At 64.0% G+C, this 25,104-nt stretch carries 24 protein-coding genes; 8 read left to right on the forward strand and 16 right to left on the reverse strand.

Going from position 1 to position 25,104, the window contains the following annotated elements:
• Positions 1-456 precede the first annotated feature (456 nt).
• The 3 genes from ACP2YO_RS37450 to ACP2YO_RS37460 are packed head-to-tail and all read right to left on the reverse strand — an operon-like array spanning position 457 to position 3,258.
• Positions 457-1,404, reverse strand: a complete 948-nt coding sequence (locus tag ACP2YO_RS37450; protein ID WP_426436078.1) for a polyphosphate kinase 2 family protein — start codon at positions 1,402-1,404, stop codon at positions 457-459.
• Complete coding sequence (locus tag ACP2YO_RS37455; RefSeq protein ID WP_426436079.1) at positions 1,370-2,377, reverse strand: branched-chain amino acid ABC transporter permease; 1,008 nt, start codon at positions 2,375-2,377, stop codon at positions 1,370-1,372. Before ACP2YO_RS37455 ends, ACP2YO_RS37450 begins: the two co-directional genes overlap by 35 nt.
• Entirely contained in the window at positions 2,374-3,258 is an 885-nt protein-coding gene (locus tag ACP2YO_RS37460) for a branched-chain amino acid ABC transporter permease (protein ID WP_426436080.1), read from the reverse strand. Before ACP2YO_RS37460 ends, ACP2YO_RS37455 begins: the two co-directional genes overlap by 4 nt.
• 191 nt (positions 3,259-3,449) lie before the next feature.
• On the opposite strand from ACP2YO_RS37460, the gene ACP2YO_RS37465 reads away from it, so the two are divergent.
• Complete coding sequence (locus ACP2YO_RS37465; protein WP_426434110.1) at positions 3,450-4,463, forward strand: IS5 family transposase; 1,014 nt, start codon at positions 3,450-3,452, stop codon at positions 4,461-4,463.
• Positions 4,464-4,641: 178 nt separating this feature from the next.
• Here ACP2YO_RS37465 and ACP2YO_RS37470 read toward each other — a convergent pair whose 3' ends face one another.
• The 4 genes from ACP2YO_RS37470 to ACP2YO_RS37485 form a co-directional block, all read right to left on the reverse strand.
• On the reverse strand, positions 4,642-5,346 hold the full coding sequence (locus ACP2YO_RS37470; RefSeq protein ID WP_426436081.1) for an ABC transporter ATP-binding protein: 705 nt from the start codon (positions 5,344-5,346) through the stop codon (positions 4,642-4,644).
• Positions 5,347-5,351: 5 nt separating this feature from the next.
• Positions 5,352-6,125, reverse strand: a complete 774-nt coding sequence (locus ACP2YO_RS37475) for an ABC transporter ATP-binding protein (protein ID WP_426436082.1) — start codon at positions 6,123-6,125, stop codon at positions 5,352-5,354.
• A gap of 245 nt (positions 6,126-6,370) precedes the next feature.
• The gene (locus tag ACP2YO_RS37480) at positions 6,371-7,072 is read right to left on the reverse strand and encodes an NUDIX hydrolase (protein WP_426436083.1); all 702 of its coding nucleotides are present in this window, start codon (positions 7,070-7,072) and stop codon (positions 6,371-6,373) included.
• Between the two features lie 70 nt (positions 7,073-7,142).
• Positions 7,143-8,171 (reverse strand): ABC transporter substrate-binding protein, encoded by a 1,029-nt coding sequence (locus ACP2YO_RS37485; protein ID WP_426436084.1) that lies wholly within the window; start codon positions 8,169-8,171, stop codon positions 7,143-7,145.
• 146 nt (positions 8,172-8,317) lie between these two features.
• On the opposite strand from ACP2YO_RS37485, the gene ACP2YO_RS37490 reads away from it, so the two are divergent.
• Positions 8,318-8,767 (forward strand): cupin domain-containing protein, encoded by a 450-nt coding sequence (locus tag ACP2YO_RS37490; RefSeq protein ID WP_426436085.1) that lies wholly within the window; start codon positions 8,318-8,320, stop codon positions 8,765-8,767.
• Positions 8,768-8,846: 79 nt separating this feature from the next.
• On the forward strand, positions 8,847-10,328 hold the full coding sequence (locus ACP2YO_RS37495) for a 4Fe-4S binding protein (RefSeq protein WP_426436086.1): 1,482 nt from the start codon (positions 8,847-8,849) through the stop codon (positions 10,326-10,328).
• A gap of 42 nt (positions 10,329-10,370) precedes the next feature.
• Here the strand turns inward: ACP2YO_RS37495 and ACP2YO_RS37500 are convergent, their stop codons facing one another.
• From ACP2YO_RS37500 to ACP2YO_RS37510, 3 genes are all read right to left on the reverse strand, one after another.
• Positions 10,371-11,096, reverse strand: a complete 726-nt coding sequence (locus ACP2YO_RS37500; protein WP_426436087.1) for an SDR family oxidoreductase — start codon at positions 11,094-11,096, stop codon at positions 10,371-10,373.
• A gap of 12 nt (positions 11,097-11,108) precedes the next feature.
• On the reverse strand, positions 11,109-12,002 hold the full coding sequence (locus tag ACP2YO_RS37505) for an SDR family oxidoreductase (protein WP_426436088.1): 894 nt from the start codon (positions 12,000-12,002) through the stop codon (positions 11,109-11,111).
• Between the two features lie 91 nt (positions 12,003-12,093).
• The gene (locus tag ACP2YO_RS37510) at positions 12,094-12,969 is read right to left on the reverse strand and encodes an SDR family oxidoreductase (protein WP_426436089.1); all 876 of its coding nucleotides are present in this window, start codon (positions 12,967-12,969) and stop codon (positions 12,094-12,096) included.
• Positions 12,970-13,061: 92 nt separating this feature from the next.
• Between ACP2YO_RS37510 and ACP2YO_RS37515 the strand changes: the two genes are divergently transcribed.
• Both ACP2YO_RS37515 and ACP2YO_RS37520 read left to right on the forward strand, forming a co-directional pair.
• Positions 13,062-13,910 carry a helix-turn-helix transcriptional regulator gene (locus tag ACP2YO_RS37515; protein ID WP_426436090.1) on the forward strand — a complete coding sequence of 283 codons (849 nt, stop codon included), beginning with the start codon at positions 13,062-13,064 and terminating at the stop codon, positions 13,908-13,910.
• Between the two features lie 135 nt (positions 13,911-14,045).
• The gene (locus tag ACP2YO_RS37520; RefSeq protein ID WP_426436091.1) at positions 14,046-15,647 is read left to right on the forward strand and encodes a purple acid phosphatase family protein; all 1,602 of its coding nucleotides are present in this window, start codon (positions 14,046-14,048) and stop codon (positions 15,645-15,647) included.
• 31 nt (positions 15,648-15,678) lie between these two features.
• On the opposite strand, the gene ACP2YO_RS37525 is transcribed toward ACP2YO_RS37520, so the two are convergent.
• The 3 genes from ACP2YO_RS37525 to ACP2YO_RS37535 all read right to left on the reverse strand — a co-directional run bounded on the left by ACP2YO_RS37525 (position 15,679) and on the right by ACP2YO_RS37535 (position 18,122).
• Positions 15,679-16,407, reverse strand: coding sequence for a dihydrofolate reductase family protein (locus tag ACP2YO_RS37525; protein ID WP_426436092.1), 729 nt, complete (start codon positions 16,405-16,407; stop codon positions 15,679-15,681).
• Positions 16,408-16,521: 114 nt separating this feature from the next.
• Entirely contained in the window at positions 16,522-17,307 is a 786-nt protein-coding gene (locus ACP2YO_RS37530; RefSeq protein WP_426436093.1) for an ABC transporter permease, read from the reverse strand.
• Positions 17,307-18,122, reverse strand: a complete 816-nt coding sequence (locus ACP2YO_RS37535; protein ID WP_426443408.1) for an ABC transporter ATP-binding protein — start codon at positions 18,120-18,122, stop codon at positions 17,307-17,309. The genes ACP2YO_RS37530 and ACP2YO_RS37535 overlap by 1 nt, the downstream gene beginning before the upstream one ends.
• A 235-nt stretch (positions 18,123-18,357) precedes the next feature.
• Here ACP2YO_RS37535 and ACP2YO_RS37540 point away from each other — a divergent pair, with 235 nt between their 5' ends.
• The 3 genes from ACP2YO_RS37540 (at position 18,358) to ACP2YO_RS37550 (ending at position 21,355) form a co-directional block, all read left to right on the forward strand.
• Positions 18,358-19,281: a ketopantoate reductase family protein gene (locus tag ACP2YO_RS37540; protein ID WP_426436094.1), complete on the forward strand. Its 924-nt coding sequence runs from the start codon at positions 18,358-18,360 to the stop codon at positions 19,279-19,281.
• Positions 19,282-19,722: 441 nt separating this feature from the next.
• A complete protein-coding gene (locus ACP2YO_RS37545) occupies positions 19,723-20,679 on the forward strand; it encodes a hypothetical protein (RefSeq protein WP_426436095.1) in 957 nt (318 codons plus the stop codon).
• Between the two features lie 325 nt (positions 20,680-21,004).
• On the forward strand, positions 21,005-21,355 hold the full coding sequence (locus ACP2YO_RS37550; protein WP_426436096.1) for a DUF1330 domain-containing protein: 351 nt from the start codon (positions 21,005-21,007) through the stop codon (positions 21,353-21,355).
• A 70-nt stretch (positions 21,356-21,425) separates the two neighbouring features.
• Here ACP2YO_RS37550 and prpB read toward each other — a convergent pair whose 3' ends face one another.
• From prpB to ACP2YO_RS37565, 3 genes are read right to left on the reverse strand one after another with little or no spacing between them, the layout of a single operon-like run.
• Entirely contained in the window at positions 21,426-22,346 is a 921-nt protein-coding gene (gene prpB / locus ACP2YO_RS37555; RefSeq protein WP_426436097.1) for a methylisocitrate lyase, read from the reverse strand.
• 8 nt (positions 22,347-22,354) lie between these two features.
• Positions 22,355-23,545, reverse strand: a complete 1,191-nt coding sequence (prpC, locus tag ACP2YO_RS37560; protein ID WP_426436098.1) for a bifunctional 2-methylcitrate synthase/citrate synthase — start codon at positions 23,543-23,545, stop codon at positions 22,355-22,357.
• A 31-nt stretch (positions 23,546-23,576) separates the two neighbouring features.
• Positions 23,577-25,091, reverse strand: coding sequence for an MmgE/PrpD family protein (locus ACP2YO_RS37565; RefSeq protein WP_426436099.1), 1,515 nt, complete (start codon positions 25,089-25,091; stop codon positions 23,577-23,579).
• Positions 25,092-25,104 lie beyond the last annotated feature (13 nt).

Below are 25,104 nucleotides of genomic sequence, written 5' to 3' on the forward strand. Positions count from 1 at the left end.
GAAAAGGCTCCGTGTGTACCCACTTCTGTACCCACAATATGCCCTCCAGCCTGATCCAGCAAGAGCCGGTGTGAGAAAACAGACCATCTCTAACTCATTGGTAAATGAGGCAGAATGCGCCACCATGATCCGGGATGAGAAAGTCTTAAATTTTCTAGACGAGAAAGGCGGGCGGCCGCAATGGGGAAAGAGGGACAGGGGAGTTGACCTAACGCTTCGCGACCTACGCTCACGCAAGGGACGCACCGGCGGACGGGTTCCCTCCCCCCTTGCGGGGGAGGGTTAGGGAGAGGGGTACCGCACGGCGTGCTCTCTCAATCTGTTCGACGACACACGATAGAGTTGCGAGAGCGACGATCCCATCAATCGTCTCGCCCGGGGCCACCCCTCTCCCCGACCCTCCCCCGCAAGGGGGGAGGGAGCCTGACCGGCGTGCTCGCCTCACTGCGCGAGGCTCTACTTCTTCGGCGCCGCCGCCACCTTCTCCACCACCTCGCCCTTCCCTTCCGCCTCCAGCGCCTCGCGGATGCGCTTGAATTCGTCCAAATCGGCCTTGTCGACGTCGGGGAATTTCAGGTCGAGGCTGTCGAGCGCGCTGACGATGGCCGAGCCGATCACGACGCGGGCGAACCATTTGTGGTCGGCGGGCACGATGTGCCACGGCGCTTCCTTCGTCGACGTGTGGTGGATCATGTCCTGGTAGGCAGCCTGGTATTTCGGCCAAAGTGCGCGTTCGGAGATGTCGGCCATCGAGAACTTCCAGTTCTTGGCCGGCTCGTCCAAGCGGTCGAGGAAGCGCTGGCGCTGCTCATCCTTGGAGACGTTGAGGAAGAATTTCAGGATCATGGTGCCGTTGCGCGCGAGATAGCGCTCGATCGCCGAGATATCCTCGAAGCGCTCGCGCCAGATGTCCTTCGTCACCAGGCGCTTCGGTATCTTCTGCTTCTCGAGCACCTCTGGGTGCACGCGCACGATCAGGCATTCCTCGTAATAGGAGCGGTTGAAGATGCCGATGCGGCCGCGCTCCGGCAGCGCGATCATGGCGCGCCACATGTAGTCGTGGTCGAGCTCTTTGGTCGACGGCTGCTTGAAAGAGGAGACCTCGCAGCCCTGCGGATTGATGCCGTCGAACACGCTCTTGATCGCGCTATCCTTGCCGGCGGCGTCCATGCCCTGGAAGATCAGCAGCAGCGACCAGCGGTCCTCGGCATAGAGCTTCTCCTGTAAATCGGACAGGCGCTTGCGGTTGGCCTCGATGATCTTGCTGCCTGCATCCTTGTCGAGGCCGCCCTTCTCGGCGGTCGGGTAGGATTTCAGGTGGAATTCACTCGAGCCGTCGAAGCGGAACGGCGCGACGAACGGCTTCAGTTCATCGGTGAGCGATTGGGACGGTTTCTTGCTCATGGCCTCTCGGTGGCTTGCGGGGCGATTTGATGCGGTCGATAAGGCTACCAAGAATGCCCTTGGGCAGGAAGATGATGAAGAGCACCAGCAGCACGCCATAGACCAGATTGTCCCATCCCACCGCCCTGGTCCCGAAGCCGATACGCAAGCTCTCGGCGAGCACGATCGTGATGATGGCGCCGACCGTAGGTCCCAGCGCGACATAAACGCCGCCGACGATGGCCGCGAACACCATCTGCAAGGAGAGCGCGATGCCGCTGACTGTGTCGGGCGAGATGAACATTTGGTACTGGCAATACAGTGCACCCGCCAGCGCGGTCATCATCGCGCTGATCAGGGTGATCTTGAGCTTTTCGGCCGTGACGTTGACGCCGGCTGCGGCAGCCGCATCCTCGTCCTCCGAGATCGCCTCCATGGCGTGCCTGATCATGCTGCGGTCGATCCAGCGCCAGATCACAAGGCCTGATAGCCAGACCGCGAGCGCGATCAGATACCAAATCGCCTTGTCGTCGAACTGCAGCGCGACGATGCTGCTGCCGCCGGCGCGATTCGGCGTATAGCCGAGCGAGCCGCCAGTATAGTCACGGGTCGCGGTGATGACCTGCAGCACGATGCCCGACAGCGCCAAGGTCACCAGCACGAAATAGTGGCCGGTGATGCGGAAGCGAAAGCAGGGATAGGCGACAACCAGGGCCAGCACGCCCGCGGTCACCATGCCCAGGGGAATGCCGATCCAGGGCGAGACGCCGAGATGATTCCACAACAATGCTGTGACATAGGCGCCGATGCCCATGAAGCCGCCATGACCGAGCGAGACCAGGCCGAAGCGGCCCATGATCGACCACGAGGTGTAGGCGAACGACCAGATCAGGATCAGTACCAGGAGGTGCAGATGATAGGGATCACTATGCACGAAGGGCAGCGCGACGAGCGCGATCAGCGCGACGATCCAGCCGGCGAGCTTGCTGTTCACGCGCGTCGCCTCGCGAGCAGGCCCGCGGGGCGAATGAACATCATCACGATGAAGAAGACAAAGGCCAGCACGTAGCCCCATTCGAGATCGGAGAACAGGCCGCCGAGCGAGATGATCTCGGCAAACAAAAACGCGGCGATGAAGCCGCCGATGAAATTGCCGAGGCCGCCAAGCACGCAGATCAGGAAGGTGATCGGGCCGAACGACAGGCCGACGAACGGATGAACGTCGTATTGCAGCACCAGAAGGCACGCGGCGAGGCCGGCGAGCCCGCCGCCAATCGCCGAGGTGATAAGATAGAGCCGCTTCGCGTCGACGCCCATCAGCGGCATGATCTGGCGATCCTGGGCGATGGCACGGATCGCGGTGCCCGTGAAGGTCCGGGTCAGGAACAGATAGACGCCGATCATGCCGACCAGCGCCGCCGCAAACGACAGAAGGCGCGCGTAGCTGAAATTCATCTCGCCGAGCGCCAGCACCGGCAGGCGGATGCCGAGATTTTTGAAGTCGATGCCGAAAGCAACGGTGGCGAAGCTCTGCAGGATGAACAGCACGCCGCCGGTGGCGAGCAGCTGGTTGATCGGCGGCGCGGTCAGCAACGGCGCGATGACGAGGAAGTGCAGCGCGGCGCCGAGCAGCGCGACCAGCAGGATGACCAGCGGCGCCGCGGCCCAGTACGGCAGATGGAACACCTGCACCAGATAGTACATGCCGTACATGCCGATCATTACCAGCTCGGCGTAGCAGATCCAGGTGACGTCGATGACGCCGAAAATCAAATTCAGCCCGAGCGCGAGCAGCGCCAGCACGCCGCCAAGCAGGATGCCGTTGATGACGGCCTCCAGCAGGTAGATGTCGAAGATATCGAGGAAGGATTGCATGGCGGCCTCTTGCTTACTTCTCCCGCTTGCGAGGGAGGTCGGATCGCATCGCCAGATGGGATCCGGGTGGGGGCTCTTTCCACAATACGACTCGTGGAGACACCCCCACCCCGGCCCTCCCCCGCTTGCGAGGGCTTTGCGTAAAGGCGAATCTGCGATTCTCTAAGACCGAGCTGAACATGGAGCTGGGGATGGCGTATCGGCAGGTTGGGCAAGCGAGCTTCGCAGATGCGCTGGCGTCGCGGCGGGGGAAAGGGGGTGCGGTGCTGAGGCGGATTTGCGAGCTGGTCGATTGGGCGGCTATCGAGCGCGTGCTGCGCGGCCTCCCGGAACCGGAGCGTGGCGCGCCGCCCTATCCGCGGCTGGTGATGTTTAAGGCGCTGCTGTTGCAGCAATGGTACGGGCTGTCCGATCCGGAGCTGGAAGAAGCGCTCGATGACCGGACCTCGTTCCGAGAATTCTGCGGCTTTGTGCTCGGTGACGAGACGCCCGACCACACGACGATCTGGCGCTTCCGCGAAGCTTTGCAGCAGGCCAGTCTGGACGAGACGCTGTTCTCCGAGATCCTGCGCCAGATCGACGCGCGCGGGCTGGTGCTGCGCCGAGGCACATTGATCGATGCCAGCCTGATCCCGTCGGCGGTGAAGCCGCCGAAGCCACCGAAGGAGCCACTGCCGCCCGGCCCGGACGGGCGCGCGCCGAGCAAGCTGGTCAACAGCGAGCGCGATGCGGATGCGCGATGGACCAAGAAGGGTGGCAAGCGGTACTTCGGCTACAAGGCGCATGTCGGCGTCGACCAGAGCTCGGCGATCATCCGTCGCAGCAAGCTGACCGACGCCGCGGTCAACGACACGGTGCCGGCCGACGAGTTGATCAGCGGTGACGAGAAGGCGGTCTACGCCGACCAAGCCTATGACAAGCACGAGCGCCGCGCCGGGCTCGCGGCCCGGGGCATCAAGCCGCGGCTGATGTTCCGGCCCAACAAGCATCATGCCCTGACCGAGCGACAGAAGCGCTTCAACGATGCCGTGGGACGGCGCCGCGCGCCGGTCGAGCAAGTCTTCGCGCGCCTCAAGGGCGTCTACGGCTGGGCCCGCGCTCGCTATCTGGGCCTGGCACGCAACCACACTCATCTGCGCCTTCTCTGCCTGGCCATGAACCTCAAACGATGGGCAATATTGCGCCCAATCGGAGTTCCGGCATGACCGCCGCTCCGCAATACTGTCGATCGGCTGGGCAAACGAGGCCGTACATCCTCGCGCGCCGTCCAAGAGCAAGCAAAAAAATCCCTGATACAGGCCCTCACTCCCGCAGAGGCGATTGCGCAAAGCCCTCGCTTGCGGGAGAGGGAGAAGAACACCGCTCGTGTCGATCCCAGCATGCTCACACCCCCAGATACGCCTGCTTGATGGTGTCGCTCGCCGCGAGCTCGGCGGCGGTGCCGGTCGCGCGGATGCTGCCGGCCTCCAACAGATAGGCGCGGTCGACCACGCGCAGCACCTGCTGTACGTTCTGCTCGACGATCAGCACGGTCAGTCCGCTGTCGCGGATGCGTTTCACCAGCTCGAACACCTGCTGCACCACGACCGGCGCGAGCCCCGCCGAGGGCTCGTCAAGCAGCAGCAGCTTTGGATTCGACATCAGCGCGCGGCCTATTGCGCACATCTGCTGCTCGCCGCCCGACATGGTGCCGGCCATCTGATGACGGCGCTCCATCAGGCGCGGGAATAGCTCGAACACGAAGGCGAGCCGCTCGGCGTAACGGGCGCGCGCGCTCGGCATATAGGCGCCCATCTTCAGATTGTCGTCGACGGTGAGCCGCGGAAACAGCCGGCGGTTCTCCGGCACATGCGCAATGCCGAGGCTGACGATGCGATGCGCCGGCGTCGCCACGACGTCGGCGCCCTGCATCGCGATGGCGCCCTTGATGGGCCGGATCAGGCCCGAGATCACGCGCATCAGCGTGGTCTTGCCGGCCCCGTTCGGGCCGATCACGCCGACCGCCTCGCCGGCCCTGACGTCGAGGCTGACGTCGAACAGCGCCTGGAAGCTGCCATAGCCCGCGTTGATCGATCTGAGCTCGAGCATGCCGGTCACACCCCGACCGTGCGGCGCGCCTGCTCGGCAACGGCGGCCGCAAGAGACGCATCGGCGTCGGTGCCGAGATAGACCTCGATCACCTTGGCGTCGCCGGCGACGTCGGCCGGCAGCCCTTCGGCGATCTTCTCGCCGTGATCGAGCACCATCACGCGATCGACCACGCGCATCAACACGCCCATGATGTGCTCGACCCAAATGATGGTGATGCCGAGTTCGTCGCGGATCCGGCGCAGCATGTCGGCGGCCTGGTCCATCTCCTTTTCGTCGAGCCCGCCGAGGCTTTCATCGGCGAGCAGAAGCTTTGGCCCGGTAGCGAGCGCTTTCGCCAGTTCGAGCTTTTTTAACCCCGCAGCACCAAGACCCTCGACGCTAGCGTGGCGATCGGTCGGCAGGCCGACCATCGCGAGCGCGCGTTCGGCCGCCTGCTCGGCTTTGCTGCGGCTATGGCGGCCCTGGCCGTAGAAGCCGGCGAGCGTGACGTTCTCGAAAATGCTGAGGCGATGGAACGGACGCGGGATCTGGAAGGTGCGCCCGACGCCGCTATTGATGATCCGGTGCGGCGCGAGCCCTGCGATCTCGCGGCCGTCGAACAGGATCGAGCCTGAGGTGGGCGGCAGCGTGCCCGAGAGCAAATTGAAGATCGTGCTCTTGCCCGAGCCGTTCGGGCCGATCAGGCCGAGGATCTCGCCCTGCTCGACGCGAAACGACACATTGTTGACGGCGCGAAAGCCGCCAAACCGCTTGACCAGGCCTTCGACGGCGAGCACGGCGGTCCCTTTCGCGCGCGACTTACGTGTTGCTGGAGGTCGTGCCGGCCGGCAGCGGCAGCACGATCTCGCGCTGCATCTGGCTCCTCGGCCACATGAAATCCTCCTCGGAGATTGTGCACTGCGTTTTTGTTCTTGATGCGGCCTATCACAGGGGGAGCGACCGAGGATGTCAAGCGCAATGGCTGCATCGGCGCGGCGCAGCACCGACCAGCGGGTCATCACATGGTTGCAGAACAGCGGCGCTACGCTGAAAGCTGCGTCTCGATGAACGCCGTGACGAAGCGCGGCATCGCGGCGTTGAGATCGGCGCGGCTGCGCACCAGATGGATCGCGGCGAGTTCGGGATCGTCCTGCCGCGCGATATTGGCCTCGAGCCGCGCGCGCAGCGCCTCGCCTGAGATGTCGATGCGCAGGATTTGCATCATCGCCAGCGCCGGCCCGGTATAGACGCAGTGCCAGTCGGCATCCGCGCGACAATCCGCCGGCGTCAGCCCGGTCTCCTCCTCGAGTTCCCGCAGCACGCTGCCGGCGATATCGACGGTATCGCCCCTGATGTCGTTGAGATCGGGCGTACCCGATGGAAAGTAGATCCGCCCGGGATTCGAGGTGTGCTGGCCCATCTCGCCGAGCACAAAGGCGCCGTCGCTCGCCAGCAGCGCGCCCATGCCGAAGCCGTTGAAGACCTCCCTGTCTGGAAAGCCCCAGTCGCGCCAGGCGAGGAAGCTTGCGAAATCGGTCTCGAAATAATTGGCGCTGAGCCGATCGCCCGCGAACACCGGATCCCGGCCGAGCAGCACGCGGCCGTTCCACAGGCTCGGATTGGCGCGCTGCTGGGCGGCGAAGTGCGCGTCGATCTCGGCGCGGCGCTGGTCCGCGAACGGCCAGGGCCGTCGCTGCAACGCCAGCTCAAGTGTCGTCACGCGATGAATCAGCGGAGACTGCATGCAGTTCACCGGGCCCTTTGTTTGAGCATGATCTTATCGGAAAACCGCTGCACACTTTTCCGGATCATGCTTACTTGGCATTCATCCCGGTGGTCTTCTTGACCTGCTCGACATATTTATTAGTGTAGGTCTTGGTCACGTCGATGCCGGCCTTCGCCACCTCCGGCGATCCCTCGCTGAACACCGCGAGCACCGCGTCGGCGCCCTTCGGATCCATCTTGCCGGTCTCCGAGAACATCGGGATCGTGTTCTTCAGCGCGGCGAGATAAAGCTCCTTGTTCTTGCCGACGATCTCGTCCGGCATCTTCGCCATGATATCCTCGGCCGAATGCGAGTGGATCCAGGACAGTGTCGCCATGATCGCATTGGTCAGCGCCTGCACTTCCTTCTCGTGGCCGTTGACCCAGACCGTGGTGGAATAGAGCGCGCCGCCCGGATATTCGCCGCCGAACACCGCGAGCGTATCGTGCTGGGTGCGGGTGTCGCTGAGGATCTTGAGGTCGGCGTGACTGCCCTGCAGCACGGTCACGGACGGATCGAGCATCACGGCGGCGTCGATCTGGCCCTGCTCCATCGCCGCGATCGCAGTCGCGCCGAGACCGACGCCGATCACGGAGGTGCCCATCGGATCGAGGCCGTTCTTCTTCAGCATGTATTTCAGGAAGAAATCGGTCGACGAGCCCGGTGCGCTGACGCCGACCTTCTTGCCGGCGAGATCCTTGACCGAGTTGATCTCGGCGGTGTGTTTCGGCGAGACCACCAGCACGAGGCCGGGATAGCGGTCATAGACCACGAAGGACTGCAGCTCCTGCTTCTTGGCCGCGAGGTTGACGCAATGGTCGAAGTAGCCGGAGACGACATCGGCACTGCCGCCGAGCACCGCTCGCAGCGCGTCCGAGCCGCCCTTGAGGTCGACCAGTTCGACCGCGAGCCCAGCCTTGTCGTATTCGCCGAGCTGCTTGGCCAGCACCGTCGGCAGATAGCACAGGCAGGCGCCGCCGCCGACCGCGATGGTGATTTTCGTTTGCGCCGCGGCAAGGCCTGTGCTCATGGCAAGCGCCATCAATGCGCCCGCGACCTTGCCAAACATCGTCCTCATGACGTCCTCCGCTTCGAAATTCGGCGGCACGATAGTGCAGCACGGCGGGCTTGAGAAGGCGACTTTCCGATAGCTGGTCAAGCCTGCATCCGCGGCATAGCATCCGCCCCACAAAAAACACTTGAAACACTTGGGGAGGCCTCTCAATGAATCGCATTGCCACGACGCTGTCGCTTGCCGCAGCCTTTGCCGCCGGTTGCGGCGTCACCCATCTGCTGCGGCCGGCGCTCGCCGCCGATGCCATCACCGCGCAGGTGATCCACACCGGCGAGATGGAGGGCGACAAGCTCGGCGATGCCAACAAGATCGGTTTCCGCTCAAAGATGTTCGTCTCCGCCGACGGCGCCACCGTCTCGATCCAGGACGGCAATGTGCCGAAGCACATGCATCCCAACACCAACGAGCTGCAATATATCCTCGAAGGCACCGGCACGGTCTGGTTCGGCGACAAGGAGATCACGGTGAAACCGGGCGATCTGATCGTGATCCCGAAGGGCACGCCACATGGCGGCACCAAGCCGAACGGCCGCCCGATCAAGGCGATCGCGATCAAGACCCCACCGCAGGCGCCTGACGATACGAAGCTGCTGGATTGAGTCCCGGCTCGTTCGTGACGTGTAGGGTGGGCAAAGGCGCCCTTGCGCCGTGCCCACCATTCACACCGTGCTCGCGAGGGTGGGCACGCTTGCGCTTTGCCCACCCTACGATTTTCCCCGCCCCTCCCGCGTCGCCCCGACCATTCCGTTAAATGATACTCGACATATAATTGACTTGCCCCGAACTGGGTCGTCTCATAATATGACGCATGACATTCTATGTAGGGCAACCGCCATGAGCTTGGACGATCACCCCACGGTCAGGGCTGTGCGCGCTCGCAACAGCCGGGAGGTCGACGACGCCCCGGTTTCTGCGGAACTCTTGAAAAAGATCGCGCTGGCGTGCGGAGCCGATGATGTCGGCATCATCGAGTTCGACCGGGCGGCGATCGCGCCGCAGCGGGACTATATTCGAAAGGTCTACGGCCGGACCCGTTCCCTGCTCGCGATCGCCTGCCACATGAACCGGGAACCGGTGCGCTCTCCCGCGCGCTCCGTCGCCAACGAGGAGTTCCACGGCACCTACGATCACGTGAACGAAACCGGACGCGCCATCGTTCGCGCGCTCGAACAGCACGGCATCCCGTCCTGCAATGCCGTCGCCGCCTTCCCGATGGAAATGGACCTGCCCCGGATCATGATGGTCCAGCACAAGCCGATCGCCGTGGAAGCGGGTTTGGGGCGCATGGGCATCCATCGCAGCGTCATCCATCCGAAATTCGGAAGTTTCGTCCTGCTCGGCACCATCTTGCTTGGACGCGAGGTGGACGCCTATGACCAGCCGATCGACTACAATCCCTGCCTGGAGTGCAAATTATGCGTCGCCGCCTGCCCGGTCGGAGCGATCAAGCCGGACGGCGGGTTTGATTTCCTGTCCTGCCACACCCACAATTATCACGACTTTCTCGGCAACTTCGCACAATGGGTCGAAAAGGTCGCGGATTCAAAAGACGCAAAGGACTACCGCGCCCGCGTTCCCCGCACCGAAACGTTGAACATCTGGCAATCGCTCTCGTTCAAGCCGGGCTACAAGGCGGCCTATTGCATCTCGGCCTGTCCGGCCGGCGAAGATGTGATCGGACCGTTTCTGCAAGATCGCGACACGCATTTCGCAGACGTGGTCAAGCCGCTGATCGACAAGGACGAGTTGGTCTACGTGATCCCGGATACCGACGCCGAGGATACGGTGACGCGGCGCTTTCCGCACAAGAAGATTCAGCATGTCGCGTCGGGCCGCCACACCGGCAGCATCCAGGCCTACATTTTTTCGCTCTCGCTCGGATTTCAGCGCGGCAGGGCGAGAGGTCTGGATCTCGTGACGCATCTGAGCTTCACCGGCGCAACCGCGCTTGAGTTGACTGTCGCGATCAAGGGAAAGGACCTCAAGGTGACGCCCGGACGTCATGTGGGAGATGCGGCCTTGCGCATCACGGCGGACACCCAGGCATGGTTACGCGTGCAGAACCGCGACCTTGAACTGGCCGATGCAATCGACTCACAGCTCGTCAGTCCCAGCGACGAAGGTTTGTTCGCCGCCTATATGCGGTGCTTCCCTCTCTGAATCAGTTGCGCAGGGTGGCAAAGCCGTGCAGCGCTGTGCGTCTCACACCAGCAGACCACCGCCATCCACCGGAAGCGTCTGCCCGGTGACGTAGCCGTTCAGCATCAGATAGACATAGGCCATGGCCGCCTCGCCCGGTGACGCGGCGCGGGGCAGCGGCAAGCCCGCCACGTAGCCGCGCACCATCTCCTCGGGCATCTTCTTGACGGGCTCGGTGAGAATGAGGCCGGGGCAGACCGCGTTGACACGCACCGGCGCGAGATCGACGGCAAGCCCACGGGCCAGGCCCTCCATCGCTCCGCCGGATGCGGTCACGAACGGCATCCCCTTTCGCGGACGATGCGCCAGCATGCCGCCGGTCAGCGTGATCGAACCATCAGGAGCGATCACGCGGCAGCCATGCTTGACCGCCGCGAGCGAGCCCCAGAAGCGGACGGCCATACCGTCGCGCGCGGCGACGAGATCGAGATCGCGCGTCGCGGCAAATCTTGAGTTGTTCCAATCGCCGGCCGTGATCGCAAGATGATCAAACGCGCCGACCTGATCGAAGAAGCGCGATACGCTGGCTTCGTCGCGCAGATCGACGGTGATGCCCGAAGATCCAGGCAGGCGCGTGACCGCCGCATCGACATTGGCCGCGTTGCTGGACGCAATTACCACTTCCGCGCCGCGCCCCTGCGCGAGCGCAGCAACGGCGAAGCCAATCCCCGACGATCCCCCGATTGCGATCACACGCTTGCCATCGAGCGACATAGTGCCACCGTTCATGGTTCGCTCTCCCTACTGCGCGAAATAAGCCGGATGATCGATATCGGCGATCAACCCGGGCTGCTGCGGCTGCCAGTCGAGCAGCGACCCGGTGCGCGCGCTCGAAGTCGGCACGTCGAAGCTCACGAACCTGCCGAAGAAGCCGAAATGCTCCATCGCTTCTTCCTGCGACTTCGACACCAAGGGAATGTTGAGGCGCCAGGCGATCACCTCGGCGATCGCCTTGAACGACACGCCTTCGTCGGCCACAGCATGGAACGGCCCGCCTTCGGCGCCGCGCTCGAGCGCAAGGCGATAGACGCGCGCCGCATCGAGGCGATGCACCCCCGGCCAGCGGTTCAGCCCTTCTCCGATATAGGCGGAGACGCCCTTCTCGCGCGCAAAGCCGACGAGACGCGGCACGAAGCCGTGATCGCCATGACCATGCACCGAGGGCGGAAGCCGAACCACCGTGGCGCGCACGCCACGCGCCGCCACCGCCATCGTCGTCGCTTCGGACGCACGCGGATAGGCAGACGAGACCGGAATCGGCGGATCGTCCTCGGTCGCGACGCGGCCCTGTGCCACCCGCGCCACGCCCGACGTGGTGATCAGCGGGCGCTTCGATCCTTCGAGCACAGCGCCGAGCACCTCGATGGCACGGCGGTCATCCTCGCAATTCCTGGCGAACCTGGAAAAATCGTGATTGAAGGCGCAGTGGATCACCGCATCCGACTGCGCCGCGCCGCTCTTGAGGCTATCCAGGTCTTCGAGCGTTCCGTAGTGAACGTCGGCGCCATCGGCGGCCAGCGCCTCCGCCCCCTTGTCTGAGCGGGTCATGCCGAGCACCTGATGGCCGGCGGCGATCAGATCCCTGGTGACGGCCGAGCCGACCCAGCCGGTGGCGCCAGTGACAAACACGCGCATGCGAAAAATCCTTGCTTGATCGATTGCGACGGCGGAGGCGCTTTCGTCGCAGCGCCTCCGTTGCGTTTCTGAAGAGCGAGCTTCAGCTGTCCTAGGTGCGCAACTGCTCGAGATCCGCGAGCACCCCCGGCCCGGTCGGAGTCCAACCGAGCTTCTTGCGCGTCTGCTCGCTGGAGGCCAGCATGTCGAATGCCACGAACGTGCCCAGCCAGCCAAAGAAGGCCTGGGCCTCCTCCGGGGTGATGGATTTGACCGGCAGCTTCAGGCGCCGCCCAATCGTTTCAGCAATATCGCGGATCGGGACCCCCTCTTCCGCGACGGCGTGATATCTCGCGTTCGGCTCTGTCTTTTCGATCGCCAGCCGGTAGAGACGCGCGACGTCGAGAACATGCGCCGCCGGCCAGCGGTTGCTTCCGTCGCCGACATAGGCGCACACGCCCTTCTCGCGGTACACCTCGATCAGGGGCGTGATGAGGCCCTGCTTGACCGGGTCATGGACTTGGGGAAGACGCATGGCCGCCGCGCGGACGCCCTTCAGCGCCAGGGCCGTCTGTTCCGACACGCGGGGGAACGGGAAATCCGGCGATATCACGTTGTCCTCGGTCGCGATCTGGCCGGGCCCGGCCAATCCCGCCAATCCGCCTGTCACGATCAGCGGCCGGTCGGATCCCGCAAGCACGGCACCCAAAGTCTCGATGGCACGGCGGTCGGTCTCGCAACTCTTTGCGAAGTTCGACCAGTCGTGCACGAAGCCCAGATGAATGACCGCATCCGAAGCGGTTGCCCCCTTGCGCAGACTATCAATATCTTCAAGCGAACCGCGGAGAACGTCCGCGCCAGTGGCGGTGACGGATTTGGCTCCTTCGTCCGAACGGACCATACCGAGGACTTTATGTCCGGAGGCGATCAGCTCCCTGACGACGGGAATGCCGATAAATCCGCTCGCACCGGTGACGAAAACACACATGAGGAAGTCTCCTTGTTTCGTTGGAGACATATCTCGGCTGTTAGGCTATGATGGTAAAGTAGTGACTTTATCATGGTATAATAGCTAACCGGATGAGCGAGCACCTCACTCACGAGAATCTTCTCGGGACCTATCTGAAGGGCCGCCGCGCCAAGCTCGATCCCGATGCGCTTGGCTTTCCTTCGGAACGCCGGCGCACGCCTGGCCTCCGCCGCGAGGAAGTGGCCCAGCGCGCCAATATCAGCCCGACCTGGTACACTTGGCTCGAGCAGGGCCGCGGCGGCGCGCCTTCGGCTGACGTGCTCGACCGCATCGCACGTGCACTGATGCTGACGGACGTCGAGCGCGAGCATCTCTTTCTGCTCGGCCTCGGCCGCTCGCCCGAGGTGCGCTACCAGAAGAACGAGGGCATCACGCCACGGCTGCAGCGCGTGCTCGACGCGCTGGAGCCGTGCCCCGCGATCATCAGGACCGCGATATGGGACATCGCGGGTTGGAATCGAGCCGCGACCGTCATGCTGACCGACTATGGTGCGCTGCCACCGCACGAGCGCAACGTCCTGCGCTTCATCTTTCTCGATCCGCGTGTCCGAGCTGCGCAAGCCGACTGGGAAAGCGTGGCGCGCTTCGTGCTGGGTGCGTTCAGGGTGGATGCGGCGCGTGCAGGTGCAGCGGCGGAGGTGCAACCGCTTGTCGATGAACTGTCTCGGCTGAGCCCCGAATTCGCGGCGATGTGGCGCGACAACGACGTCCGCAGCCATGGCGAGGGTATCAAGCACCTCAGCCATCCGATCCTCGGTCCCGTCTCCTTCGAATATTCCGCATTCGCAATCGATGGCCGGCCGGATCTCGCCATGGTGGTCTACAATCCGACGGACCCTGATGTGGTGGAGAGGATCCGCGGGCTGATGGAGTCGACACCGGCGCGCGAACGGATGTGATCTCGCGGTCGCGCTGATCCAGGTGTGGGGCTTTGCAGGCGCTGAGGCGCAACCACCAGATCCGTCGCAGGCCCGTTCGCCGAACTGTCGTCAAGTTCCGATAAAGCTCTTTCAGCCAATATGGTATCCCCCGCCATGACTGCATCCGACAGCGAAACATTCGACCTCGATCTCAGTCGCCGCAGGCTGCTCGCGGCGGCAGGCATCGGCGGCGCGGCTGTCGTGGCGGCCTCCCTCGTCGGAAGCGGAAGCGCGCAGGCCGCCCCCCTCTCGCGCGAAGCGTCCGATCCGGTGGCGACACCTCCGGTCGCAGGATTACACCTGCAGTTCGGCACGGATTCGTCGTCTGAAATGGTGGTGTCCTGGCACACGCTTCAGCCCGTTCAAAATCCCCGCGTCATCCTCGGACATCTCGACGGCAAGCTCGAGCAAACGGTCGCGGCCCAGGCGACGAGTTACACCGATGGCAAGTCCGGCCAGCACGTCTATGCCTATCATGCGAAGCTCAGCGGACTGCAGGCTGACCTGGCCTATCTCTATGGCGCCATGCATGACGGCGCCGAGCCGGAGTTCGCGACTTTCCGCACCGCGCCGCGTGGCCGCGCGCCGTTCACGTTCACGAGCTTCGGCGATCAGGGCACGCCGACGCTCGGCAAGAAGTTCGTGCCGCCTGAAGGCGTGACGATCCCCAATCCCCCCTTTGTGAACGACAATCTCGGCTCGCCCGCGGCGGGCGATACCACGCTCGGCGTCGAACGGCTAAGACCGCTGTTTCACCTGTTCAACGGCGACCTCTGCTACGCCAATCTTGCCGAGGACCGGGTGCGGACCTGGTGGGATTTCTGGGACAACAACAGCCGCAGCGCGCGCAAACGCCCCTGGATGCCCTCGCCCGGCAACCACGAAAACGAACTCGGCAATGGACCGATCGGGTATCAGGCCTATCAGACCTTTTTCGCGGTGCCGGAAGCCGCCGGCCAGACCGAGGTCACGCGTGGACTTTGGTACGCCTTCACCGCCGGCTCGATGCGCGTGATCAGCATCGCCAACGACGACATCTGTTACCAGGACGGCGGCAACTCCTACGTCCGCGGCTATTCACAAGGCGCGCAAAAGACCTGGCTGGAAAGGGAGCTGGCCGCGGCCCGCGACGATCATGATATCGACTGGGTCGTCGTGTGCATGCACCAGGTCGCAATCTCGACGGCGGACATGTTCAACGGCGCGGATCTCGGGATCCGCGAGGAATGGGTGCCGCTGTTCGACAAGTATGGCGTCGACCTCGTAGTGTGCGGGCACGAGCACCATTACGAGCGCTCGCACCCGATCCGCGGCCGGGAGTCCAATGCGACGCTGACGCCGGTGCCGGCTGCGCGCGCAACCGACGTGATCGATACGACCCAGGGAACGGTCCACATGGTGATCGGCGGCGGCGGAACGTCCGTCCCCTCGAACCAGCTGTTCTTCAACCCACCGGCGTGCCGCGTGATCACCGCGGTCGGCGAACCCGACCCGAAGACCGGAAAGCGTCCGCCTGTCTATATCAAGGAGCCGGCGCCCTGGTCGGCGGTGCGAAATGCCGCGCATGCCTACGGCTTTGCGGCGTTCACGCTCGATCCGGGTCCGGCGCGCGGAGGCACCACCTCGATCAAGGTCGTCTATTACGACGTCGTGGGACCAGACGGTCAGTTGGCCCCATTCGAAACCTTCACGCTGCGCCGCCCCCGCCGCGACTGAAGCGTGACGGAGACGCTGCAATCGCGTCCGGTCAGGAGGCGGCTGAACCGGGTGCGCGCTCCACAGCGTGGCGCAGCCAGACCATTCCGCCTTCAAGCGTCTCGCAGTGGGTCAGCCGAAGCGCCTGACCGGCACCGGGGCGATCACCTTCCGGGCCGTGATAGTCGACAATGCTTTGTGTTCCAGCCACGCCGTCGACGGCTGGATGGATCAGCGTGCTGAATTCGTCGATCAGCCCGTGCTTGAGGAATGCGCCGTTGATCCCGCCGCCGCCTTCAAGAAGCATTGTCTTCACGGCGAACACCGAGGCAAGCTGCTCCATCGCGCGAGGCAGATCGTCGCCCTTCGCGCCGGCGAAGATGTAGGACACGCCGTCCTCGCGCAGCTCCGCGAGATAGGCGTCGGAGACTTGCTCGCCGAGCACCGCAACGGCGTGATCGCCGCCGACATTGTCCTTGCCATAATGGACGCGGCCCGAAGGATCGATGCCGACCGCGAGCTTGCGGCCGTTGCGATTGGCGACGTGAGCCTCGCGCGGGACCTTCGGCGCATTGGCGACGTACCGCTCGGAGCCCTTGGCCATTTCGCTCATGGTCTTGCGGCCGATGATCCATCCATCGGCGTCGAAACCGTCGTGGATCTTCTCATAGTGTCCGCGCAAGGCACTGGCCGAGATGTCTGCGGCCACCGAGGTGAAGCGGCTTGGATGAAGGCGGCCGTCGATGGACGTGCCCATATGGCAGATGATGTGGGGACGCATAGGCAGACTCTCTTTGGTTTGAGCGGTGCTATGACGGGAGCCTCGGTGGCGGCCACGTCGGGCATCGCTCCATTTATGTCATTGCCCGTGGCGATCAACCTCGCCTCGCCCGTCCTAGTCTCGCGGCGCCGCCGTCGGCCGCCAGACCAGCAGCCGCTTCTCCACCGCGGTCACGACCATGTCGATCAGGATGACAAACGCCGACAGCACGAACATGCCGGCGAACACGCCGGCGACGTCGAACACGCCTTCGGCCTGCTGGATCAAATAGCCGAGGCCGGCCGCCGAGCCGAGATATTCGCCGACGACGGCGCCGACCACCGCGAAGCCGACGGAGGTATGCAGCGAGGAGAACATCCAGGACAATGCCGAGGGCCAGTAGACGTGGCGCATCAATTGCCGCTCGCTCATGCCGAGCATGCGGCCGTTGTCGAGCACCGTCGTCGGGACTTCCTTGACGCCCTGGTAGACGTTGAAGAACACGATGAAGAACACCAGCGTGACGCCGAGCGCGACCTTGGACCAGACGCCGAGGCCGAACCACAGCGCAAAGATCGGCGCCAGCACCACGCGCGGCAGCGCATTGGCCATCTTCACATAGGGATCGAACACGTCGGCGACGCGCGGCTGCCGCGCGAACCAGAAGCCGACCAGGATGCCGGCGGCAGAGCCGATCACGAAGGCGAGGATCGATTCCCACAAGGTGATCGCGAGATGCTTCCAGATCACCCCGGTGGCGAACCATTTGACGATCTGGCTGATCACGTCGAGCGGGTTCGAGAAGAAGAACGGCGGCAGCAGGATCTTGCCGAACAGCGGCACCGTGGTGAAGACTTGCCACAGCGCCAGCGCGACGACGGCGACCAGAATTTGCAGCAACAACAGTGTCACACGCGACATCAGGCCGCCCCCGCCTGCGAGGACTGGACGTAGCCCTTCATCACCTCGTCCTTCAGCACGCTCCATATCTCGCGGTGCAGGGCGTGAAAGTCCTTCTCCATGCGGATCTCGGCAATATCGCGCGGCCGCGGCAGCGTGATACGCCAGTCGCCGATGATGCGGGCGCCGGGACCCGCCGACATGATCACGACGCGGTCGGCGAGCGCGATCGCCTCCTCGAGATCGTGGGTGACGAACAGCACCGCCTTGCGGTCGGCGGTCCACAATTCCAGCAGCAGATTGCCCATGATCTGCCGGGTCTGCGCGTCGAGCGGGCCGAACGGCTCGTCCATCAGGAGGATTTTTGGATCGCGGATCAGCACCTGCGCGAGGGCAACGCGCTTGCGCTGGCCGCCGGACAGCATGTGCGGATAGCGGCCCGCGAAGGCGCCGAGCCCGACCGAGGCGAGCCATTTTTGCGCGCGCGCCAGCGCCTCCGACCGCGGCGTACCCGTGATCTCGAGGCCAATTGCGACATTGTCGATCGCAGTCTTCCACGGGAACAGCGCGTCGGCCTGAAACAGATAGCCGGCATCGCGATTGAGACCCGCCAGTTGCTTGTCGAAGATCCGCACGGCGCCCGCCGCCGGCCTCAGGAGTCCGGCCGCAACGTTCAGCAGCGTCGACTTTCCGCAACCCGTCGGCCCGACGATGGCCACGAACTCGCCATGGGCGACCGAAAGATTTGCCTTCTCGACCGCGGTATAGACCCGTCCATCCGCCAACCGGAACGCCACCGTCGCGTCGTCAAGCGCGACCGCCGTCGGCCCTGTTATCTCCACCGCGTCTGCCTCCCGAACTTTCGGGGATGGCTTAGCGATTCGAGCGGGCAAGTTCAACGCAGGAAGATGGCGCAGGCGGCGGCTGCTCCGGGCCGGAAAACGATCGCTTCACGCAGTTTTTAGGGATAGCCGGTTGAGAATTGGCCGGACATCGTTAAGGCTGCTGCGATCACTACGGCAGCGCGCCCGGTCCCCGGGCCATTCGGCGAGCCGGGCCAGGAGACAGATCATGCGGATTGCAGTCGTTGGCGCTGGAGGCGTGGGTGGAGGCTTTGGTGCGGCGCTGGCGCATGCCGGAGCCGATGTCACCTTCATCGCGCGCGGCGCCCATCTCGCGGCCATGCGCAGCGAAGGGCTCAAGATTCAGGGCGGCCGAGGCGAAACCCATCTGGTGCCGACCCAGGCGACCGACGATCCGGCCAGCGTCGGCCCGGTCGACGTGGTGCTGTTTTGCGTCAAGCTCTGGGACGTCGAGAGCGCCGGTCAGCATATCAAGCCGATGGTCGGTCCCGACACCGCGGTGATCCCGTTGCAGAACGGGATCGACGCGCCGGAACGGCTGATCCCGATTCTGGGACCGAACGCCGTGATGGGCGGCGTCGCGCAGATCAGCGCGTCGATCATCAAGCCCGGCGTGATCAACCAGGTCGGCACCTTCATGCGCATGATCTTCGGCGAACTCGACGGAAGCAATACACCGCGCGGCAGGGATTTCCTGGCGCTCTGCCTGAAGGCCGGCTTCGATGCGACGCTGAGCGAGCAGATCGTCACCGAGCTCTGGATGAAGTTCGTCGGGCTCGCCACCAATGCCGGCATGACATCAGTCACAAGGCAACCGATGGGCAAACTGCGCGATGATCCCGATCTGCGTCCGCTGTTCGTGTCGGCCTGCCAGGAAACCATCGCGGTCGGCCACGCCAGCGGCATCAAGCTGCCTCCGGACGCACTTGCGAAGGTGCTCGATTTCATCGGACATGCGCCGCCGGCCATGAAGGCCTCGATGGCGCTCGATCTCGAGCGCGGCAACCGGCTCGAATTGCCCTGGCTGAGCGGCAAGGTGGTCGAGCTCGGCCGCAAGCTCGGCGTGCCGACGCCGACGCACAGCATGCTCTACGCGGTATTGAAGCCCTATGTGATGGGTGCGCCCGCGTAAGGCGCGTACTCATACAACGCGAGACGTCCGCTTTTGAGGCTGGCGCCGATCTGTGCCGGGACGCGCTGGAACTGTGCCTTTTGACCCGAAACGCTCATCCGAGCCTCGCCAAACCACAATGGCTTGCACAACTTGCGTGTTGCAATTCGGATGCAATCTAAGGCAAACTCACTCATAAATTGAGCGGCCTGATCAATGCGCGGCAGCCAATGGGCCCAACATTGAAGAGCTACGGATTCGCCACCGCCATAGGACTGTTCCTGGGGATTGCGATGGTTTGGTGGGTTCGGCCCGACACCAGCGCCGGAACGATATTTATCGTGGTCGCAAGTACGGTTTTCTGTTTCATTGCAAGCGTCGTGATAACATTTGTGGGCAAGTTGTTTCTCAAAGCCCCTGCAGCAGGTGGCCACGATGACACGAGCTAGATTTTTATTCGTCTTGCTGATTGCGATTATTTTTTCCGGCAGTGCTCACGCCGAGTGTCGACTTGATCCCCCCGCGTGCAGGGCGCTGGAAGAGGCCGCAAGAGCCGCCGAGAAGGCCCACCAGGATGCCGGCCACAACGCCGGGCATGCAATCGAGAAAAGTCACGACGCCAGGCCTGCCGTGGAGGGCGCGGGCCACGAGGCCGGGCCGGCTGTCGAACACCCAGCTGTCGAGCACGCCGGCCACGACACCGGGGGCGCCGTCGAAGACTCCGGCGGCGGCGGTGGCGGGTTCACCCCGCATCGAGCTGCCGTCCGCCCCGGCCGTGCTGCGACCACCGCCGGCGATAGCGGCTCTGTTACCACGCCCCTCGAGCCGGTCCGCGCGTATGTGCGCGCGAAGGAGATTCCTCCGGTCGGAGCCGGCGCATACGGCCTCGTCGTTTTCCATTCGAAAGCCACCTCAGCGAATCGATCCAAGCTGACGATGGTCTGCAATTCCTTCGTCGCGTTCTTTCCTCGTCAGGAAACCGCCAGCGCTCCGCTGAAAGATCAGATGATCACGATCTGGCCGCTCGATAATCCGGACGCCCAGCAAGCCAGGGACGACGACTGCGACTTCGCGGTCGCTCACTATGATCTCAACGCCTCGGAGGCCGCCATCCGCGATGCGCAGCTTCAACACGCCAACTTCGATGGCGAGGGGCCCTATTTGGTTGGCTGGTCCCCTTCCAATGCCAGAGGCGAGCCAGACAAGCTGGTTCTCGTCATCGACATGTCCGCCGATAACAGCCAGGCGTTGATCGATCAGAAATTCCTGTTCTGGAAGAAGCAGATCGTTGAAGATCCGTCTCGTTGGAGACATGGATTTTCGATCGAAAGCGTACGGGCCGCGATTCGGATTTTCGCCGATCAATATGGTCAGGCGATGCTCGACGCCATCAAGCTGGTTGGAGACAACAAGCCCTGAGCGGGTCAAGCCGGGCTGCAAGGCCTCTCACGAGCAGCCGGCATTTCGCCTTATCCGGGCCCAAACAGACGTAGGCACTGATCCATTGACGGTGTAGCCTCCCGGCGCGGCCAAGCGTTTTTGCTGGCCGAGAGCTGCAGATAAAACGGAGACACGCCGAATTCTCCGCTTGCGAGCGTTGCAGCCTGATCCATCGGCAATCATTGTTTTCGACTCAGGAATTTAACGGTCAGCGAATGCGCGCACTCACCTGTGGCGCGCATCGACATAAGCCAAAGATCATAGGGAGTATCACATGAAAACAGAATACACCGTTGCCTTGTCCATGCTTGCCGGCATCGCGGTTGGCGCCGTCGCCATCCAGGGCCTTCACGCGCAGTCGTCGCCGAAGGCCTATGTCGTCACGGAGATCGAGGTCATCAATCAGGAAGCGCAAAGTGCGTTTCTCCCGAAAGTCGGTGAGGTGATCAAGTCGACTGGCGGAACATTTCTGGCTCGAGGCGGGAAGATTGTCGCGCTCGAAGGCACGGCGCCAAAACGTGTGACCATTGTGGTCTATGATAGCCTCGAAAAGGCCCAGGCTTCGCGCAGCTCGGCAGCCTGGACGGCACTTCGCCCATTGCGAGACAAGGCGATCAAATCCACGTCTTTCATCACCGAGGGCGTAGCGAATTAGCTCAGAACGATAAATGCCCATTGCGAGGCCGCCCGCGTTGGCGGCCTCTTTGGTTTCACTCCAAGCCGTGTCAGCGCTGCGGCATGCCTTCGGGGATGACGGTTTCGACGATCGAGGCATCCAGCGCCTCGTAGTCGTGCAGCCTGATCATCGCGTAGAGCTCGGCGCGGGTCTGCATCCGGTCGATCATCTTGTGGGGGCTGCCGTCGCGCGCGAGCGCCGTGTAAAGCAACTCCTGCGCCTTGTTCGCCACCCGCAGCGACGACACCGGCCAGATCACCATCGCGTAGCCCATCGCCTCGAACTCGGCGGCGGTGAAGAACGGCGTCTTGCCGAACTCGGTCATGTTGGCCAGCAACGGCGTGCCCGGCATCCGCTCGGCGAAGGCGCGAAACATCTCGGCCGTGTTGAGCGCCTCGGGAAAGATCGCGTCCGCGCCGGCTTCCATGTAGAGCTTGGCGCGCGCCACCGCGCCATCGAGGCCTTCGCTCGCGGCGGCATCGGTGCGCGCGATCACCACGAGATCACGGCGCGCCTTCGCCGCAGCATGCACCTTGGCCGCCATGTCGTGGGCATCCGCAAGCTTCTTGTCGTTCAGGTGACCACATTTCTTGGGAAGCAACTGGTCCTCCAGATGGACCGCGCCGGCGCCCGCTTCCTCGAAGACGCGAACCATGTGCATCACATTCAAGGCCTCGCCATAACCGGTATCGCCGTCGACGAGGACCGGCAGGCCGGATGCACGCACAACCTGACGCACGAAGAACGCGACTTCGTCGACCGTGATCACCCCGAGATCGGGCAGGCCCATCGACGCCGTCATCGCCGCGCCGGACAGATAGAGCCCCTTGAAGCCCGCCGCCTTGGCCTGCAGCGCCGCCATGCCGTTGTGTGCGCCCGGTAGCTGCAGGATGCCGGGTTCGCGTAGTAGAGCACGAAACCTGCGCCCGGCACTCTCGGAGGGAAGATCGGCGGCGACAAGATACGGCATGACGGCTCCTATGCGGCCCGCACCGGAGACGGCGACTTGCCGCGCTCCCCGAGCGGGATAAAGGTCAGGTTCTCCGGGCCGACGTAATTCGCCGAGGGGCGGATGATCTTGTTGTCGATCCGTTGCTCGATGACGTGAGCGGCCCAGCCCGAGGTCCGCGAGATCACGAACAGCGGCGTGAACATCGCCGTCGGCACGCCCATCGCATGATAGGACACCGCGCTGAACCAGTCGAGGTTCGCGAACATCTTCCTCGCCTGGCCCATCACCGTCTCGATCCGGTCGGCGATCTCGAACATCTTCATCGACCCGTTCTCGCGCGACAGCCGGCGTGCGACTTCCTTGATCACTTTGTTGCGAGGATCAGCAATCGTGTAGACGGGATGGCCGAAGCCGATCACGACCTCCTTGGCCTCGAGGCGGCGGCGAATATCGGCCTCCGCCTCGTCGGCGTCGGCGTAACGCTTCTGGATCTCGAATGCGACCTCGTTGGCGCCACCGTGCTTGGGACCGCGCAGCGCCCCGATCCCGCCCGCGATCGCGGAATAGATGTCGGAGCCGGTACCGGCGATCGACCGCGCGGTGAAGGTCGAGGCGTTGAACTCGTGCTCGGCGTAAAGAATCAGCGAAGTGTGCATCGCCCGTTCGTGCGAGGCCGACGGCTCCTCGCCGTGCAGCAGGTGCAGGAAATGGCTGCCGATCGAATCGTCGTCGGTTTCCACCTCGATGCGGCGGCCGTGATGGGCGAAGTGGTACCAATAGAGCAGCATCGACCCCAGCGACGCCATCAGCCGGTCGGCGATGTCGCGGGCGCCCGGATGATTGTGATCGTGAGCCTCCGGCAAGACGCAGCCGAGCGTCGAGACGCCGCTCCGCATCACGTCCATCGGATGCGCCGCGGCCGGCAGCGCCTCGAGCGACGCGCGGACCGCACCCGGCAGACCGCGCAGGCCCTTCAGCTTGGCCTTGTAGGCGGACAGCTCCGCAGGCGTCGGCAGCGTGCCGTGCACCAGCAGATGGGCGATCTCCTCGAATTCGCAGCTCTCAGCGACGTCGAGAATGTCGTAACCGCGGTAGTGCAGATCGTTGCCGGTGCGGCCGACCGTGCAGAGCGCTGTGTTGCCGGCGACGATGCCGGACAGCGCGACGGATTTCTTCGGTGCCGGCTTCACGGCCGTCTTGGTCTCGTCAGCCATCATATCCTCCTGCTCGGCCGCCGCGGCGCGGCTGCTATTTTTTCCAATCGAAGATGCCGGACGGTTGCGCGCCGCCGAGACGGTCTGGCGCAACGCTGAAGGTCAACCCGCTCAACTCGCCTGCGCTGAGTGATGGCAGGCGTTCGACGGTGGCCAGAAAGCGATCCTGCTCGGCAGCCGCGATGACGCCGTCGGCAAGGCTGCGGAACTTGGCGACGTATTGCGGCCGTGCGAACGGCCGCGCGCCGAGCGGATGGGCATCCGCCACCGCGATCTCGTCGCTGATGATCGAGCCGCCCTTGAGCGTGACGACGACACGGCCGCCGAATGCCTTCTGGCGCGGATCGATGCTGTGATAGCGCCGGGTCCACTCGGGATCCTCAAGCGTCGAGATCTTGTGCCACAGCGCGACGGTCTCGGGACGCCCGGCGCGCTCCGGTGCGTAGGACGCCTGGTGGTGCCAGCCGCCGTCCTCCAGCGCGACGGCGAAGATGTACATGATGGAGTGGTCGAGCGTTTCGCGGCTAGCCCTCGGGTCCATCTTCTGCGGATCGTTGGCGCCGGTGCCGATCACATAATGGGTGTGGTGGCTGGTGTGGATCACGATGCTCTCGATTTTGGAGAGATCGCCGATCTTGGGTCCAAGTCTGCGCGCGAGATCGATCAGCGCCTGGCTCTGATATTCCGCTGAGTGTTCCTTGGTGTAGGTGTCGAGAATGGCGCGCTTGACCTCGCCCTTCTCCGGCAGCGGCACGGTATATTCGGCCTTCGGTCCGGACAACAGCCAGGCGATGAAGCCGTCTTCGCCTTCCCATGCCGGCGACGGCGCGCCCTCGCCGCGCATGACGCGGTCGACGGCCTCGATCGCCATCTTGCCGGCGAAGGCGGGTGCGTAGGCCTTCCAGCTCGAGATTTCACCCTTGCGCGACTGCCGGGTCGTCGTGGTGACGTGAAGCGCCTGCTGCACCGCCTGATAGATCGTCTCAGTCGGCAGGTTGAGCAACGTGCCGATGCCGGCCGCCGCGGAGGGCCCGAGATGGGCGATGTGGTCGATCTTGTGCTCGTGCAGGCAGATCCCCTTCACGAGGTCGACCTGGATCTCGTAACCGGTCGCAAGTCCCCGGACCAACGCCGCACCGTCGAAGCGGCAATGCTGCGCAACCGCGAGAACCGGCGGAATGTTGTCGCCAGGATGCGAATAGTCGGCGGCCAGAAACGTGTCGTGGAAATCGAGCTCGCGGACCGCGACGCCGTTAGCCCAGGCCGCCCATTCCGGCGAGATGCGCATCGACGGCGCGAGACCAAACACGGTCGCTCCGGGCTGGAACGGATGGGCCTGCGCCTGGGCGCGCGCACTTCGCACCGGCCGGCGCGCGATCGAAGCGGCTGCGACCGCCGCATTGTCGATGATGCGGTTGCCGATCATCTCGACCACGGCAGGCACGACGGCGACCGGGTCGGCGGCCACTTCCGCGATCTTCCAGGCGAGTTGGTCGGCCCGCGCGAGCTTCTCGGCGGATTTGTAGGTGCGAACGGTATGCTGCTTCACGAAAGCTTCCTTG

Origin of the sequence: Bradyrhizobium genosp. P, assembly GCF_049949265.1 — a bacterium.
Classification (GTDB): domain Bacteria; phylum Pseudomonadota; class Alphaproteobacteria; order Rhizobiales; family Xanthobacteraceae; genus Bradyrhizobium.

Coding starts and splice junctions, on each gene's coding strand:
- ACP2YO_RS37480 (WP_426436083.1), bottom strand. CDS start 7,072: ATGCAGTCTCCGCTGATTCATCGCGTGACGACACTTGAGCTGGCGTTG.
- ACP2YO_RS37530 (WP_426436093.1), bottom strand. CDS start 17,307: ATGTCGCGTGTGACACTGTTGTTGCTGCAAATTCTGGTCGCCGTCGTC.
- ACP2YO_RS37510 (WP_426436089.1), bottom strand. CDS start 12,969: ATGTGTGTTTTCGTCACCGGTGCGAGCGGATTTATCGGCATTCCCGTC.
- ACP2YO_RS37500 (WP_426436087.1), bottom strand. CDS start 11,096: ATGAACGGTGGCACTATGTCGCTCGATGGCAAGCGTGTGATCGCAATC.
- ACP2YO_RS37450 (WP_426436078.1), bottom strand. CDS start 1,404: ATGAGCAAGAAACCGTCCCAATCGCTCACCGATGAACTGAAGCCGTTC.
- ACP2YO_RS37525 (WP_426436092.1), bottom strand. CDS start 16,407: ATGCGTCCCCACATCATCTGCCATATGGGCACGTCCATCGACGGCCGC.
- prpB (WP_426436097.1), bottom strand. CDS start 22,346: ATGCCGTATCTTGTCGCCGCCGATCTTCCCTCCGAGAGTGCCGGGCGC.
- ACP2YO_RS37540 (WP_426436094.1), top strand. CDS start 18,358: ATGCGGATTGCAGTCGTTGGCGCTGGAGGCGTGGGTGGAGGCTTTGGT.
- ACP2YO_RS37515 (WP_426436090.1), top strand. CDS start 13,062: ATGAGCGAGCACCTCACTCACGAGAATCTTCTCGGGACCTATCTGAAG.
- prpC (WP_426436098.1), bottom strand. CDS start 23,545: ATGATGGCTGACGAGACCAAGACGGCCGTGAAGCCGGCACCGAAGAAA.
- ACP2YO_RS37520 (WP_426436091.1), top strand. CDS start 14,046: ATGACTGCATCCGACAGCGAAACATTCGACCTCGATCTCAGTCGCCGC.
- ACP2YO_RS37550 (WP_426436096.1), top strand. CDS start 21,005: ATGCTTGCCGGCATCGCGGTTGGCGCCGTCGCCATCCAGGGCCTTCAC.
- ACP2YO_RS37470 (WP_426436081.1), bottom strand. CDS start 5,346: ATGCTCGAGCTCAGATCGATCAACGCGGGCTATGGCAGCTTCCAGGCG.
- ACP2YO_RS37505 (WP_426436088.1), bottom strand. CDS start 12,002: ATGCGCGTGTTTGTCACTGGCGCCACCGGCTGGGTCGGCTCGGCCGTC.
- ACP2YO_RS37465 (WP_426434110.1), top strand. CDS start 3,450: ATGGCGTATCGGCAGGTTGGGCAAGCGAGCTTCGCAGATGCGCTGGCG.
- ACP2YO_RS37485 (WP_426436084.1), bottom strand. CDS start 8,171: ATGAGGACGATGTTTGGCAAGGTCGCGGGCGCATTGATGGCGCTTGCC.
- ACP2YO_RS37460 (WP_426436080.1), bottom strand. CDS start 3,258: ATGCAATCCTTCCTCGATATCTTCGACATCTACCTGCTGGAGGCCGTC.
- ACP2YO_RS37490 (WP_426436085.1), top strand. CDS start 8,318: ATGAATCGCATTGCCACGACGCTGTCGCTTGCCGCAGCCTTTGCCGCC.